Below are 14,334 nucleotides of genomic sequence, written 5' to 3' on the forward strand. Positions count from 1 at the left end.
TCGCGGGTGACTATGCGTTCCTTCTCCGGCGTCGTCGCGGGTCCTGCGGCCCGGCTGATGGTGATCAGACGGTCCGTCATCTCCAGCCGGCCGACGTCCGGATCGTCGTACGCCATCAGCCGGTGCCCGCGCTTGACCGCCACCACCAGGTCGTCGGTCTCGCGCGGCAGCAGCCCGGCCTCCGCCTTGGTCGCCGGGCGCTCGATGAGGTCCAGCCCTGACCCCTGCACGATCAGGTCCTCCAGCACCGTGCCCGCGCTCGGGCTCAGCACCGACAGGCCGAGCAGCCGGCCCGCGGCGCTGGAGCTGGTGATGACGGCGTCCGCGCCGGACTGGCGCAGCAGCGGCGCGTTCTCCTCCTCGCGCACCGCGGTCACGATCTTCGCCCGCGGGTTCAACTGCCGGACCGTCAGCGTCACCAGCACCGCCGTGTCGTCGCGCTGGGGCGCGATGACGAACTGGGCCGCCCGCTGCCCCTCGGCGCGCAGCAGCACGGCGGAGCGCGTCGCGTCGCCGACGACGCCGGAGTAGCCGTCGGCGTTGGCCGCCTCGATGACCTTCCCGCTCGGGTCGATGATCACGACCTGGCCCTTGTCCAGCCCCTTGGCGCGCAGCGTCTGCAGCGCCGAGCGGCCCTTCGTGCCGTAGCCGACGATGACGGTGTGATCGCGCAACGCGGACCTCCAGCGATCGAGCCGCCACTGGTGGCGGGTGCGCTCGGTGAGCACCTCAAGGGTGGTGCCGACGAGGATGATCAGGAAGAGCACCCGCAGCGGCGTCACCACGAGGACGGTGGTGAGCCGGGTGCCGTGGGTGGCGGGGACGATGTCGCCGTAGCCGGTGGTGGAGAGGGAGACGGTCGCGTAGTACGCGGCGTCCAGCAGGCCGACTTCGCCGCCGGCGTTGTCGTGGTAGCCCTCGCGGCCCAGGTAGACGACGAACACGGCGAGCGCGAGGACGGCGAGCGCGGCGACGATGCGGCCGCCGACCTGGCGCAGGGGCGCGCGGGGGCGGCGGGGCAGGGCGACCTGTTGGTCCGGGTACTTCACGCGGGGCCTGCCGGGGGGCCTGCCGGGGTGGTCGCGGCCGCCCACGGCAGCCGCAGGACGCGCACGGGCGTGCCGGCGGGGGCGCCGCCGGGCGGGACGACGGCGAGCGCGTCGGCGACGGCGAGGCCGCGGAGCATGGCGGGGCCGGCGAAGTGCAGGGGGCGCGCGGCGGGGTGCGCTGTGGTGGGGTGCGCTGTGGCGGGGTGCTCCAGGGCGACCGGCACCAGCCGGGTGTCCGTCGGGTGCCCCGTCGTGTCCGCGGTGACCACCGCCTCCGGCGGCTCCGGCACGGGCGCGCCGCCCAGCACGCGCACCAGCGGCTCGGCGAGCGTGAGCAGCGCGGAGACCGCCGCCAGCGGATTGCCGGGCAGACCGACGACGTGCGCGCCGGTCGGCAGTACGGCGAGCAGCATCGGGTGGCCGGGGCGTACGGCGACGCCGTCGACGACCAGGTCGGCCTTGAGGCGGCGCAGGGTGCCGTGGACGTGGTCGACGGGGCCCGCGGCGGTGCCGCCGGTGGTCACGACGACGTCCGCGGTGGAGGTGGCGACGGCCTCGTACAGCAGCTCCGCGTCGTCCCCGAGGCGGCGGGTGACGAACGGCTCGGCGCCGCACGCGCGCAGCCACGGCGCCAGCATCGGGCCGAGCGCGTCGCGGACGCGGCCCTCGCGGGGCAGGCCGCGGTGCTGCAACTCCGCGCCGAGGACGAGCACTTCGACGCGGGGGCGGCGGACGACACTCAGCTCGTCGTGGCCGGCGGCGGCGGCGAGGCCGAGGACGGCGGGGGTGACGCGCGCGCCGGCGGGCAGCAGTTCGGCGCCGGCGCGGCACTCCTGGCCGCGGGGGCGGATGTCCTGGCCGGTACGGACGTCCTGGGCTGCGGTGGCTCGGGCGGCTCGGGCGGCTGTTGCGCCTGAGGGGGCTGCGGTGGCGTGGAGGCTGCCGTCGTCGCGGAGTTCGGCGTGCTCGGAGCGGAGGACGCCGGTGGCGCCGGGCGGGACCCGGGCGCCGGTGGCGATGCGTACGGCGTGGCCGTCGGGCAGCGCGGGGTGGGCGGCGTGGCCGGCGAGGACGCCCTGCCCCGCGGAGTCGAGCCGCCAGGGACCGGGACCGGCGACGGCGTAGCCGTCCATGGCGGAGGTGTCGAAGGGGGGCAGGTCGACGAGGGCCCGGAGCGGATCGGCGAGCACCTGCCCGTACGCCCCGGCCGCCGGCACCACGACGGCACCCAGCCGCCGCCCGGACCGCACGGCGACCCGCCGGGCGGCGTCCCAGGACAGCCCGCGCGGGTCGCGGGGTGCACGCCCGGCGCGTCCGTCGAGCCCGAGCGCCACGTCCAGCGGATCCCCGCCGCGCGCCACGGAGGCGCCGGCGCGGCCCTGGGTGCGGCGCCCATTGCCCGCGTCCCCGTCGGCCCCGCCGCCGTGCGCCCCGGGACCATGCCGAGCCCCGGCACGCGCGTCCCGCGCGGCGGGGCCGTCCGGCGCCCCCGCGCCACGTCCGTCGGGACGAGCGGCCGAGTCCATGCGGCTCTCCGGCCCGACGGGGCTCCACCCGTCCGCCGTCTCGATCCCACGCCGGGGCGCGGCACCGCCCGGCCGCCGCGCACTCCCCTCATGCGCTCGGGCGCCCTCCGCGCCACCGGGCTCGGCGCGACGTCCGGGGACCCCCCGCACAGCCGGCCCGGCCGCGGTGTCCCCGCGCGCCGCACGACCGCCCTCCGTGCCGGCGGGCTCAGCGCGACGTCCCGGAACCGCCCGGGCGCCCGGCTCGGCCACCGCGGCGCCGCGCGACTCGGGGCTACGGCCTCGCGCCCAGCGCGCGGGGGCGCCGTCCGTGCCGCCCCGCGGCCCGGTGGCGCGCCGGCCGGCGCCGCGGCCGGCCGTACCCGAGCGCGGCGACGTATCCCGTCCTTCACGCGTGCCCGGCTGCTCAGTCGCCGCCGAGGCGTCGCCGAATCCCTCCGGTCCCGGACGCGGTCCGCCCGGCGCCCCCGCCCCGCGCTCCCGCGCGCCCTCCTCGTCGGGAGCCGTGCGCGGTTCCACGAGGGTGAAGGCGTCGCCGTAGGTGTCGGCCAGGTCGCGGCGGTCGTTCGCCAGCGCCAGCGCGTCCGCGAACTCGTCGCCGCGCGCGCCGGTTTCGCCGTCGCCGCCGTGCCCGCCCGCGGCTCCGGCGCCGGTTTCTGGAGCGCGCCGGTCGCCGCGCCGACCAGACGTCATGTGTCCGCCCGGCCCTCCGCGGCCGCCTCCTCCGCCCACCGCTCGGTCAGCGCCGTGACCTTGCGCGTCGCCTCCGCGACCGCCTCCGGGCCGCCGCCGGCCCGCCCCGCCGCGTAGCCGACGAGGAAAGTCGTCAACGGCGCCGCGGGGCGCGCCACTCCGTGCGCGGCGTCGCGCGCGAGGTCGAGCAGGAGACGGGTGTCCACCTCGGTGTCGAGACCGAGTTCTTCCTTGACCGCTGCGAGCCATTCATCCAGCACGTGCCCATGCTCCCTGATCCGGTCCCTGGCCGTGGCCAGATCCTCCCAGGTGTCGCAGTCGAACGTCGCCCCGGATGCCGACCGGACGAGCCGCAGCTCCCCGGTGAGCAGCCGCAGCGGCAGTCCGGCGAGCCCGCCGTGCTCGGCGGCGAGCAGCGCGACGCCGCGCCGCAGCGACTCGCCCCGGTACGCCGCGACGAGCGGCTGGTCGCGCCCCGTGCCGTCCACGAGCATCGCCCCGTCGACGCCGTCGCCGGCCGCCGCGAGGGCGTCGCGGAGGGTGCGTACCGTGCCGTCGTCCAGGAACGGCAGGTCGGCCGAGAGCAGCACGACGGTGTCGGCGGAGGTCAGCGGCAACGCCGCGGCCAGCGCGGCGACGGGGCCGCCGCCGGGCGGGGCCTCGCGGGTCCACGTCACCGGGCGGACCGTGGGGCGCCGGGGTCCCACGACGACGGTCTGCCCCGCGCCGCGGCAGGCGCGCAGCACCCGGTCCAGGAGGGTGCGTCCGCCGACGGTCAGCGCCATCTTGTCGACCCCGCCGAGGCGCCGCGCGGCACCTCCGGCGAGCACGACTGCGGCGTACGTCCCCGCCGCGCCGGACCGCGCCCCGGGCACGGTCCGGCCGGGCCCCGTACCGCCGGACTCCTCCATGGCACGGGACCCTACCCGCCGCGCGCCGTTCCGCTAGAGGGCCCTGAGCAGCACCGCGGGCTGCTCGACGCAGTCGGCCACGTACCGCAGGAAGCCGCCCGCGGTGCCGCCGTCGCACACCCGGTGGTCGAACGTGAACGACAACTGCACCACGCGCCGCACCGCCAGCTCGCCACCGTGCACCCACGGCTTCTCCGCTATCCGCCCCACGCCGAGCATGCCCGCCTCGGGATGGTTGAGGATCGGCGTCGAGCCGTCGACGCCGAAGACGCCGTAGTTGTTCAGCGTGAACGTGCCGCCGGTCAGCTCCGCGGGCGTCAGCGTGCCCGCCCGCGCCGCGTCCGTCAGCCGCGCCATCTCCGCGGAGAGCCGCTCGGCGGAGAGCGCGTGCGCGTCGCGTACGACCGGGACGACGAGCCCGCGGTCGGTCTGCGCGGCGAAGCCGAGGTGGACGGCGGGCAGCCGGACTATCTCGCGGTCCCGCACCGTGGAGTTCAGCTCGGGGAAGCGCGCGAGGGCGGCGGTGCACACGCGGCCGAGCAGCGCGAGCAGCGACACCGGCGGCCCGTCGCCCGCCGCCGCGTTCATCGCCCGCCGGGCGGCCAGCAACTCCGTCGCGTCGGCGTCCACCCAGCACGTGGCGTCGGGAATCTCCCGCCGGCTGCGCGACAGCTTGTCGGCGACGGCCCCGCGCACCCCGCGCAGCGGCACCCGCTCACCGCCGGCGGGCGGGCCGCCCGCAGGCCACGCGGCACCGACCGCCGGGGAAGCGGCCCCGGCACGCGCGCCGGTGCTCACGGCCGCGTCATCGGCCGCGGTACGTCCCGGAGCCCCGGCTGTGTCCGCGGCCCGTATCGCGGCCTCGACGTCGGCGCGCAGGATCAGCCCGCGCGGCCCGGTGCCGGCGACGCCACGCAGGTCCAGCCCGGACTCCCGGGCGATCCGCCGCACCAGCGGCGAGATGACGGCCACCGGGCCGTCCGCCACGGCCCCCGGCGTGGCCGCGCTCCGTGCCCGCGGACCGTCGCCGGCACCGTCCTCGACCCCGCCCGCCGTGCGGATCCGGGGGCGGCCGGCTCCGGCCGGGCCGCGCCGCCTGCGGCGCGTGGCGCCGGCACTCGTGCCGTAACCGACGAGCACGTTGCCCGAACCGCCGGTCTCCTCCCCGGCGAACTCCGCCGCGGCCCGCGCGCCGACCGCCGCACCGTCGGCCCTCGCACCGTCGGCCGCACCGTCCGCCGGACCGCCGCCCGCCGCACCGCGGATCCGGTCCTCGACCCGGGCCCGGTACCCGCCGCCGTCACCGTCGCGCGCTCCGCCGGCGGCCCCGCCCCCGGTCCCGGTCTCCACCGCGACCGTGACCAGCACGGAACCCACCGGCACCTCCGTGCCCTGCTCGCCGTGGCGGGCGGTGACCACGCCCCCGTACGGGCACGGCACCTCGACCATCGCCTTGGCCGTCTCCACCTCCACCACCGGCTGGTCGACGGCGATGACGTCGCCGACCTCCACCAGCCAGGTGACGATCTCCGCCTCCGTCAGGCCCTCCCCCAGGTCGGGCAGCGCGAACTCGCGGACCTCCGGCATCAGCCGCCCTCCGTCCACTCGGCCTCCCACTGCAGCCGCGACACCGCGTCCAGCACGCGGTCCACGCCCGGCAGGTGGTGCTTCTCCAGCATCGGCGGGGGGTACGGGATGTCGAGACCGGCGACGCGCAGCACGGGCGCCTCCAGGTAGTGGAAGCACCGCTCGCCGACGCGGGCGGCGATCTCGCCGCCGGGGCCGGCGAAGCCGGGCGACTCGTGGACGACGACGGCGCGGCCCGTGCGCCGTACGGACGCCACCACCGTCTCCTCGTCGAACGGGACCAGGGAGCGCAGGTCGACGACCTCCAGGTCCCAGCCCTCCTCCCGCGCGGCCTCGGCGGCCTCCAGGCAGACGGGCACGGACGGGCCGTACGTGACGAGCGTGGCCGTCGTGCCCGGCCGGCGCACCACCGCCCGGCCGATGCCCGGCACCTGCTCGGGACGCTCGGGGTCCCAGTCCGCCTTCGACCAGTAGAGCCGCTTGGGCTCCATGAAGACCACGGGGTCGTCGGAGGCGATGGCCGCGCGCAGCAGCCCGTAGGCGTCGGCGACGGTGCCGGGCGTGAGCACGTGCAGCCCGGGGGTGGCCATGTAGTACGCCTCGGAGGAGTCGCCGTGGTGCTCGACGCCGCCGATGCCGCCGCCGTACGGGACGCGGATGGTCAGCGGCATCGGGGTGGCTCCCCGCGTCCGGTTGCGCATCCGGGAGACGTGGCTGACGAGCTGCTCGAACGCGGGGTAGCCGAAGGCGTCGAACTGCATCTCCACCACCGGCCGCAGCCCGTACATCGCCATCCCCACCGCCGTGCCGAGGATGCCGGCCTCGGCCAGCGGGGTGTCCGTGCAGCGGTCCTCGCCGAACTCCTCGGCCAGGCCCTGGGTGATGCGGAAGACGCCGCCGAGCTGCCCCACGTCCTCGCCCATGACGTGGACGGCGGGGTCGGCGGCCATGGCGTCGCGCATCGCGCGCGTGAGGGCCTGCGCCATGGTGGCGGGCTTGCGCCCGGCCGCGGTGCCGGCGACGGCGGTCGTCGTCATCGCCCCTCCTCCCCGGCCTGCGGGCCGGACTCAGGGTCGGCCTGCAGTTCGGCCTCCAGCTCGGCGCGCAGCATGCTCTCCTGCGCGCGGAGCTGCGGCGTCGGCTCGGCGTAGACGTACGTGAAGAGGTCCGTCGGATCCAGCTCGGCGTCGGCGTGCAGCCGCTCGCGCATGCCCGCCGCCACCTCCTCGGCCGCCGCGCGGGCTGCGGCGGCACCCGCCTCGTCCAGCAGCCCGCGGCCGGTCAGCTCGGCCTCCAGCAGCGCGACGGGGTCGTGCCCGCGCCACGGCTCGACCTCGCTGTCCGTGCGGTACCGCGTGGCGTCGTCGGCGTTGGTGTGCGCGTCCATGCGGTACGTGACGGCCTCGACGAGCGTCGGGCCGCCGCCGGCCCTGGCCCGCTCGACGGCCTCGGTGAGGACCTCGTACGCGGCCACCGCGTCGTTGCCGTCGACCAGGCGGCCCGGCATCCCGTACCCCACGGCCTTGTGGGCGAGGGAGGGGGCGGCGGTCTGCTTGGCGAGGGGGACGGAGATCGCGTACCCGTTGTTCTGCACCAGGAAGACCACGGGGGCGCGCCAGACGGCGGCGAAGTTCAGCGCCTCGTGGAAGTCGCCCTCGCTGGTGCCGCCGTCGCCGACCATGGCGAGGGCGACGACGTCGTCGCCCTTCAGCCGGGCGGCACGGGCGAGGCCGACGGCGTGCGGGAGCTGGGTGGCGAGCGGGGTGCACAGAGGAGCGATGCGGTGCTCCGCCGGGTCGTACCCCGTGTGCCAGTCGCCGCGGAGCAGCGTGAGGGCCTGCACGGGGTCGAGGCCGCGGGCGACGGCGGCGAGCGTGTCCCGGTAACTGGGGAAGAGCCAGTCCTGCGGGCGCAGGGCGCGGGCCGCGGCGACCTGGCAGGCTTCCTGGCCGGTCGTGGACGGGTAGACGGCGAGGCGGCCCTGCTTGGTCAGGGTCGTGGCCTGTTCGTTGTACCGCCGTCCTGTGACCAGCGCGCCGTACAGCTCGCGGAGCAGTCCGGCGTCGGCCTTCTCCGCGGCGGAGGTGCCGAGCACCCGGTACGGCTCGGGGTCGGGCAGCAGGGGGGCCGCGTCGGTACGCGGCTTCCAGGCCGGCGGGGGCGCCGGGTGGTAGGCGCGGCCGGGCTGCTCGAGAACCGTCATGACGTCCACCTCCTTGTGGGCGTGGCTGAGACCTCGTGCACTCCCTACCGATTGTTCGGTTGACGGCACATTTTGGCTACAGGGAACCCCAGCCTGTGGACAAACGGTTCTGCACAGCTTCCAATACCAGCAGGTCGTCCAGACAGGGAAGGCGGTAGGGCATGGCGGAAGAACAGTTGGCCGACGACACTCCCGACCTGCCCGCCGGCGCCCCCGCGGTACCCGGGCCGCGCCCGCCGGCCCGCCGGCCGGACGCCGTCGACCGCGAGATCATCCGCATCCTGCGCGCCGACGGCCGCGCCTCCGTGCGCTCCGTGGCCGAGCAGGTCCACGTCTCCCGCGCCAACGCCTACGCCCGGATCAACCGCCTCATCGACGACGGCGTGATCCGGGGCTTCGCCGCCCGCATCGACCAGGAGCGGGCGGGGCAGGGAACGTCCGCGTACATCACGCTGAAGATCGTGCAGAACACCTGGCGCACCGCGCGCCGGCAGCTCGAACAACTCCCGGGCGCGGCGCACATCGCGCTGGTGGGCGGGGACTTCGACGTGCTGCTGCTGGTGCACACGGAGGACAACCGCGCGCTGCGCGACCTGGTGCTGACCCGGATCCAGGCGATCCCGGAGGTGCTGTCGACGCGCACGCTGCTGGTCTTCGAGGAGACGGACGTCCAGAACGACCTGCTGAGCTGAGCACACGCCCGGGGTCCCGCAGGCCGGGTACGCGGCCGGGTCCCGTCCCGCGCCGGCCGCCCGCCGTCAGGTCCGCAGGCCGGTGAAGGCCAGCGTCGCCACGGCGGCCACCACCTCTGCGTCGTCGTGGGCGTTGCCCGCGCGCGGGCGGTACCACTCCGCGATCGAGTTGATCATGCCGAAGAGCAGCCGCGTGGCGAGCCGGACGTCCACGTCCGCGCGCAGGTCGCCGTCCGCCACCGCCTCCTTCAGCAGCGCCGCCACCCGGGCGTCGAACTCGCGCCGGCGCGCCATGGCCCAGCGCTCGGTCTCGGTGTTGCCGCGCACGCGCAGCAGCAGCGTCACGTACGGCAGCTCCGCCATCAGCACCGCGGTCGTGCCCCGGGCGACGGCCTCCAGCCGGTCCACGGCCCGGCCGGTGCGCGCGGCGGGCTCGTCGAGGACGCCGAAGAGGCCGTCGAGCGCGCGGCTGACCGCGCGGTGCAGCAGCTCTTCCTTGCCGCGCACGTGGTGGTATATCGAGGACTTGGAGATGCCCGCGGCGCGCGAGAGGTGCTCCATCGAGGTGCCGTCGTAGCCCCGCTCCAGGAAGACCTCGACGGCCACGGCGAGCAGCGTCTCGGGGGTGTACGTGTCCCGTTTCGCGCCGCTCTGCGCGCCTGTGCGCCTGCTCTCGGCCACTTATCCACAGCCTCTCTTGCCCCGACCGATCATTCGGTTACTCTAGCCGCGAAGCCCGATTTCCGCCCAGCTCGACGAGGAGTTGGTTCCGCATGCCCGCCACCCTGACGCCCGACGCGCTCGCCGGAAAGCACCGCCCGACCCTGGACCAGGCGCTGGACGCGATCCGCACGCGCGCCTTCTGGTCGCCCCATCCCGAGCACCCGAAGGCGTACGGCGAGAACGCCCCCGCGGACGGGCAGGCGGCCTTCGAGGCGCTGCGCGGCACCCGCGTGGACCTCGGCCAGCCCGGCACGGACGGCTGGGCCGGGGACGAGGTCTCGCCGTTCGGGCTGGAGCTGGGCGTCACGTATCCGCACGCGGACCCGGACGTGCTGCTGCCCGCGATGCGGGCGGCCACGGGCGCCTGGCGGGAGGCCGGGCCCGAGCTGCGGGCGCTGGTGTGCCTGGAGATCCTGGCCCGGATCAGCGCCCGCACCCACGAGTTCGCGCATGCCGTGATGCACACGTCGGGGCAGGCGTTCATGATGGCGTTCCAGGCCGGCGGGCCGCACGCGCAGGACCGCGGCCTGGAGGCCGTGGCGTACGCGTACGCGGAGCAGAGCCGCACGCCGCTGGTCGCCGAGTGGTCCAAGCCGCAGGGCAAGCGGGACCCGCTGCACCTGCGCAAGACGTTCACGGCCGTGCCGCGCGGCGTCGCGCTGCTCGTCGGGTGCAACACGTTCCCGACCTGGAACGGCTATCCGGGCCTCTTCGCCTCCCTGGCGACGGGGAACGCGGTGCTGGTCAAGCCGCACCCGCGGGCCGTGCTGCCGCTGGCGCTGACGGTCCAGGCCGCCCGCGAGGTGCTGGCGGAGGCCGGCTTCGACGCGAACCTGGTGTGTCTGACCGCCGAGCGGGACGGCGAGGGCGTGGCCAAGTCCCTGGCGCTGCGCCCCGAGATCCGGATCGTGGACTACACCGGCTCGTCCGCCTTCGGCGAGTGGCTGGAGGCCAACGCCCGGCAGGCGCAGGTCTACACGGAGAAGGCCGGGGTCAACACGGTCGTGGTCGACTCCACCGACGACTACCGCGGCATGCTCGCCAACCTCGCCTTCTCCCTCTCGCTCTACAGCGGCCAGATGTGCACCACCCCGCAGAACCTGCTGATCCCCCGCGACGGCATCGACACCGACCAGGGCCGCAAGTCGTACGACGAGGTGGTCGCCGGCCTCGCCGCCGCGGTCGACAAGCTCCTCGGTGACGACGAGCGGGCCACGGCGCTGCTCGGCGCGATCGTCAACCCGGGGGTGCGGGAACGGCTGGAGGCGGCCGCCGGGCTCGGCGAAGTCGCCCTGGCCACGCGGGCGGTGGTCCATCCGGAGTTCCCCGGCGCCACGGTGCGTACGCCGGTGATCGTCAAGCTCGACGGTGCGAAGCCGGAGACCGAGGCGGCGTACCTGGCGGAGTGCTTCGGCCCGGTGTCGTTCGCGGTCGCGGTGGACTCCACGGGCGACGCGGTGGAGCTGCTACGGCGCACGATCCGCGAGAAGGGCGCCATGACGGTCGGGGCGTACACGACGTCGACGGAGGTGGAGCGGCAGATCGAGGAGGCGTGCATGGACGAGCCGGCGCAGTTGTCCTTCAACCTCACCGGCGGGGTGTACGTGAACCAGACCGCGGCCTTCTCCGACTTCCACGGCTCGGGCGGCAACCCGGCGGCGAACGCGGCGCTGACGGACGGGGCGTTCGTGGCGAACCGCTTCCGGATGGTGGAGGTCCGGCGCCCGGCGTAGCGCCCGGCGCCTCCGGCGGGGTGCGGCGATGAACAGATTCCGGGGGCTCCGCCCCCCGGGCCCCCGGGCCCCCGGGTGAGCAGCTTGGCTCAGGCGGTCCGCCGCGTGCGGATCAGTACCGGCTTCGTCGGCAGCACCGAGCGGGCTACCGCGCGCCCGGGGCGTCCGGACCTGCGGCCAGGGACCAGTGGTAGAGCGCCATGGCCACACTGGTGGCGAGGTTGTAGCTGGAGACCTGCGGGCGCATCGGCAGCGAGACGAGCCGGTCCGCGCGCCCCCGCATGGCGGGCGAGATCCCGTGCCGCTCCGAGCCGAAGGCGAGGAGGACGCCGGGCGGGAGCCGCAGGGTGCGCAGGTCGTCGCCGGCGGGGTCGAGGGCGTAGAGCGGGCCGGGTGCGGCGTCGGGGAGGTCGCCGAGCGGGAGGCGGGCGACGGCGGTGGCATAGTGCAGCCCGGCGGCCCCGCGGACCGCGTTGGCATGCCAGGGGTCGGCGTCGCCGGTGGTGACGACGCCGGTGGCGCCCATGCCGGCGGCGAGGCGGACGACGGCGCCGACGTTGCCGAGGTTGCGCGGGTTGTCGAGGACGACGACCGGCGCGGTGCGGGGCGCGCGCAGCGCGGCGCGGACGGACGCCGCGTCGGCCCGGTCGGCCAGGGCGGCGACGCCGGTGGGGTGCCGCCGGGGCACCAGGTCGCGCAGTTCCCGGTCGGACACGTCGGTGAGCAGGCCGGCGAGGCGGGCGGCGAGGTCGGGGGCCAGCTCCTCGGCGAGCGCGCGGACGTCGTCGCGGGAGGCGGTGACGGCGATCCGTACCCGGGCGCCGAAGCGCAGGGCGTGCTTGAGCGCGTGGAAGCCGTCGAGCAGCACGGCACGGTCGTCCGCGGCGGCCTCCCGCCACTGCCGTACGACGTCCCCGCTCATGCGCCGAGCCTACGGGCCCCGGCCCGCGCCCCCCGGTCCGGGCCCGTACCGCCCGCGCCCTCAGGCCGGGCGGGCGTCCGCGTGCGCGTCCGGCGAGTCCGCCTGCGCCGGAATCGCGGGATCCGCCGGCCCGGCCTCCGTCCGCTCCGCCGGCCGCCCGCCCGGCGGGGCGGTGCCCGGCAGCCGGCCGAGGAGCAGGTTCTTCAGCCCGGTGACCCTGGCGCCCGCCCACACCAGGACGACCGTCGGCAGGAACACCAGGTCCGCCGAGATCATCGCCGCGGAGAAGAACGGCAGGCCCATGATCACGGCGATCGACGCGTGGTCGATGAGCATGATGGTCAGCAGGACGTTCTTCAGCCGCCGGTTGAAGAGCGTGAACGGGAAGGCGACCTGCACGATGACCGTGCCGTAGGCCAGCAGCATGATCACGGTTCCGTTGCCCGCCATCAGGTCCGCGAGGCCGGGCCAGGGGGTGAAGTAGTCCAGCTTCAGCGGGTAGTAGACGGCGGTGCCGTCCTGCCAGCGGGTGCCCTGGACCTTGTACCAGCCGGAGGTCGCGTAGATGAAGCAGACCTGGGCCATGATCACGAGCAGCCCGGCGTTGTGCGCGAGGTTCGCGAGCACGTCGCAGACGGTCCGCGGCTCGGCGGACCGGGCGCGCCGCGCCGCCCACCACACCGCCTGCGCGACCCACAGGCCCCAGAAGATCAGCGCCCAGCCCCAGGTCAGGTGCCCCATCACGGTGATGACCGCCAGCGCGGCGCCGAGCACCGCCCACAGCACCGCGCCGACCCGGTCCTGCGGCGGCGCCGCGCCGGGGTCCGCGGCGGCGCGCTGCGCCTGCCGCCGCGCGCGGCGCGCGTCCAGCGACCACACCTGGCCGCAGCGCGTGACCACCAGGTACGTGGCCATGAGGTGGATGACGTTGTCGCCGCCGTCGCCCATGAAGATGCTGCGGTTCTGCAGCGACAGCACGCCCACCATGAAGAGCACGGACGCCGTCCGCGTCCGCCATCCCAGCAGCAGCATCACGCTGGCGGCCACGGCGAGCAGATAGACGATCTCGAACCAGAAGTCGCTGCGCGACCACATCAGCAGCGTGAACGCGTCCGTCTCGCCGATCAGCCGCTTGCCGAGGTCGAAGCTCCACGGCCCGTCAGGACCGTACAGCTCGTGCCGGTGCGGCAGTTCGCGCAGCAGGAAGCAGAGCCACGTGAACGCGAAGCCGATGCGCACGACGGCCGTCTGGTACGGGCCGAGCGCCCGCGTCGTGACGTGCCCCAGGCCGCGGGTGAGGGCGTCCTCGAAGCGGCGGCGCAGCTCGGCGGCCGACGGGACCTTCGGGGGCGCGGGCGGCCCGTCGGGCGCCGGGGGCGGGGCGGACGCGGCGGGCCCGGGGGGTGAAGGGGGCCCGGGGGGCGTGGGGGGTGTGTGCGGTGCGGAGGTCACTGGTCGCTCTCCTCCCACACCTCACGGTCGCTCTCCATCAGGTCCCCGGCCGTGACGATCCACCAGGGCAACTGGCGGTAGGCCGGCGCGGTGTCCCATTCCTCGTCGCTCCACGGCGGCGGGGCTATCCGGTGGCTGGCCTGGCGGAGCTGGATCCGCTCGACCCGGCCGTCGTTCAGCACGGGCCCCAGGCGCCGCATCACGATGCGCTTGACGTAGTCCTCGGCGAGGTCGGCGCGGTCGGAGATGGCGCGGTTGTCCTCGTCGTGGGTGTCGGTCCAGTAGTCCCAGCCCCGGCGCAGTTCGTTCTGCACGGTGTGGCTGGGCGCCGGGTTGCCCCTGATGTTCTCGTGGTCCATGGCGGTGAGGTCGACCCAGCCGGTCTCCTCGGTGCCGCCGTCGGGCATCTGCAGCCGGGCGCGTACCTCGACGTGGATGTTGGTCTGCAGCGGGTTGGGCGCGAACAGCCGCCAGTTCTGCTCGAACTCGGGGAAGACGATGCGGTCGATCGTCTCGTCGTGCTTCGTGCTGAGCGTGTTGGCCGGCGCGACATGCAGGAAGCCGGCGCCCAGGTGCACGGTGACGACGCCGACCAGCACCGCGATGGCCAGCGCGACGACGATCCGCGAGAGCGGCGAGAGGCCGGCGATGCCGGGGGCCGGCCGCGGCGCCGCCTCCGGCTCTGCCCCGGCCCCCTCCGCCCCGGCCCCCGCGGCGCCCCCGCCGTCGGGTATGCCGGCGCGGCTTTCCTCCGGCTGGCGCGATTCCATAACCCCCGGGCTCCCGTCTCCTCCGGTCCTTAGGACCGGCACGCTACCCACCCGGACCGCCTGCGCGCAGCGT

At 75.8% G+C, this 14,334-nt stretch carries 11 protein-coding genes and 1 pseudogene; 2 read left to right on the forward strand and 10 right to left on the reverse strand.

The window, feature by feature from the left end; translation table 11 throughout:
* Window positions 1-44 precede the first annotated feature (44 nt).
* The 6 genes and pseudogenes from O7599_RS19445 to pdhA form a co-directional block, all read right to left on the reverse strand.
* Window positions 45-1,049 (reverse strand): annotated as a pseudogene (locus O7599_RS19445) (potassium channel family protein); the annotation flags it as partial.
* Entirely contained in the window at window positions 1,046-2,575 is a 1,530-nt protein-coding gene (locus O7599_RS19450; protein WP_281616880.1) for a molybdopterin molybdotransferase MoeA, read from the reverse strand. The gene O7599_RS19450 and the pseudogene O7599_RS19445, both read right to left, overlap by 4 nt.
* Before the next feature lie 689 nt (window positions 2,576-3,264).
* Window positions 3,265-4,179: a DUF6457 domain-containing protein gene (locus tag O7599_RS19455; protein ID WP_281616881.1), complete on the reverse strand. Its 915-nt coding sequence runs from the start codon at window positions 4,177-4,179 to the stop codon at window positions 3,265-3,267.
* A 33-nt stretch (window positions 4,180-4,212) separates the two neighbouring features.
* Window positions 4,213-5,766 carry a dihydrolipoamide acetyltransferase family protein gene (locus tag O7599_RS19460; RefSeq protein ID WP_281616882.1) on the reverse strand — a complete coding sequence of 518 codons (1,554 nt, stop codon included), beginning with the start codon at window positions 5,764-5,766 and terminating at the stop codon, window positions 4,213-4,215.
* Window positions 5,766-6,803 (reverse strand): alpha-ketoacid dehydrogenase subunit beta, encoded by a 1,038-nt coding sequence (locus tag O7599_RS19465; RefSeq protein WP_281616883.1) that lies wholly within the window; start codon window positions 6,801-6,803, stop codon window positions 5,766-5,768. The genes O7599_RS19460 and O7599_RS19465 overlap by 1 nt, the downstream gene beginning before the upstream one ends.
* Entirely contained in the window at window positions 6,800-7,969 is a 1,170-nt protein-coding gene (gene pdhA / locus O7599_RS19470; protein ID WP_281616884.1) for a pyruvate dehydrogenase (acetyl-transferring) E1 component subunit alpha, read from the reverse strand. Before pdhA ends, O7599_RS19465 begins: the two co-directional genes overlap by 4 nt.
* 161 nt (window positions 7,970-8,130) lie before the next feature.
* Between pdhA and O7599_RS19475 the strand changes: the two genes are divergently transcribed.
* On the forward strand, window positions 8,131-8,661 hold the full coding sequence (locus O7599_RS19475) for an Lrp/AsnC family transcriptional regulator (RefSeq protein ID WP_281616885.1): 531 nt from the start codon (window positions 8,131-8,133) through the stop codon (window positions 8,659-8,661).
* A 66-nt stretch (window positions 8,662-8,727) separates the two neighbouring features.
* On the opposite strand, the gene O7599_RS19480 is transcribed toward O7599_RS19475, so the two are convergent.
* On the reverse strand, window positions 8,728-9,342 hold the full coding sequence (locus tag O7599_RS19480; protein ID WP_281616886.1) for a TetR/AcrR family transcriptional regulator: 615 nt from the start codon (window positions 9,340-9,342) through the stop codon (window positions 8,728-8,730).
* 92 nt (window positions 9,343-9,434) lie between these two features.
* Between O7599_RS19480 and paaN the strand changes: the two genes are divergently transcribed.
* Window positions 9,435-11,117, forward strand: coding sequence for a phenylacetic acid degradation protein PaaN (gene paaN / locus O7599_RS19485; RefSeq protein ID WP_281616887.1), 1,683 nt, complete (start codon window positions 9,435-9,437; stop codon window positions 11,115-11,117).
* Window positions 11,118-11,262: 145 nt separating this feature from the next.
* On the opposite strand, the gene O7599_RS19490 is transcribed toward paaN, so the two are convergent.
* The 3 genes from O7599_RS19490 to O7599_RS19500 are packed head-to-tail and all read right to left on the reverse strand — an operon-like array spanning window position 11,263 to window position 14,261.
* The gene (locus tag O7599_RS19490) at window positions 11,263-12,039 is read right to left on the reverse strand and encodes an RNA methyltransferase (RefSeq protein ID WP_281616888.1); all 777 of its coding nucleotides are present in this window, start codon (window positions 12,037-12,039) and stop codon (window positions 11,263-11,265) included.
* Between the two features lie 60 nt (window positions 12,040-12,099).
* Complete coding sequence (locus O7599_RS19495; RefSeq protein WP_281616889.1) at window positions 12,100-13,491, reverse strand: HTTM domain-containing protein; 1,392 nt, start codon at window positions 13,489-13,491, stop codon at window positions 12,100-12,102.
* Window positions 13,488-14,261: a DUF5819 family protein gene (locus O7599_RS19500; protein ID WP_281616890.1), complete on the reverse strand. Its 774-nt coding sequence runs from the start codon at window positions 14,259-14,261 to the stop codon at window positions 13,488-13,490. The genes O7599_RS19495 and O7599_RS19500 overlap by 4 nt, the downstream gene beginning before the upstream one ends.
* Window positions 14,262-14,334 lie beyond the last annotated feature (73 nt).

Origin of the sequence: Streptomyces sp. WMMC500 (assembly GCF_027497195.1) — a bacterium.
Lineage (GTDB): Bacteria > Actinomycetota > Actinomycetes > Streptomycetales > Streptomycetaceae > Streptomyces.

Coding starts and splice junctions, on each gene's coding strand:
- O7599_RS19450 (WP_281616880.1), bottom strand. CDS start 2,575: ATGGACTCGGCCGCTCGTCCCGACGGACGTGGCGCGGGGGCGCCGGAC.
- O7599_RS19455 (WP_281616881.1), bottom strand. CDS start 4,179: ATGGAGGAGTCCGGCGGTACGGGGCCCGGCCGGACCGTGCCCGGGGCG.
- O7599_RS19460 (WP_281616882.1), bottom strand. CDS start 5,766: ATGCCGGAGGTCCGCGAGTTCGCGCTGCCCGACCTGGGGGAGGGCCTG.
- O7599_RS19465 (WP_281616883.1), bottom strand. CDS start 6,803: ATGACGACGACCGCCGTCGCCGGCACCGCGGCCGGGCGCAAGCCCGCC.
- pdhA (WP_281616884.1), bottom strand. CDS start 7,969: ATGACGGTTCTCGAGCAGCCCGGCCGCGCCTACCACCCGGCGCCCCCG.
- O7599_RS19475 (WP_281616885.1), top strand. CDS start 8,131: ATGGCGGAAGAACAGTTGGCCGACGACACTCCCGACCTGCCCGCCGGC.
- paaN (WP_281616887.1), top strand. CDS start 9,435: ATGCCCGCCACCCTGACGCCCGACGCGCTCGCCGGAAAGCACCGCCCG.
- O7599_RS19490 (WP_281616888.1), bottom strand. CDS start 12,039: ATGAGCGGGGACGTCGTACGGCAGTGGCGGGAGGCCGCCGCGGACGAC.
- O7599_RS19500 (WP_281616890.1), bottom strand. CDS start 14,261: ATGGAATCGCGCCAGCCGGAGGAAAGCCGCGCCGGCATACCCGACGGC.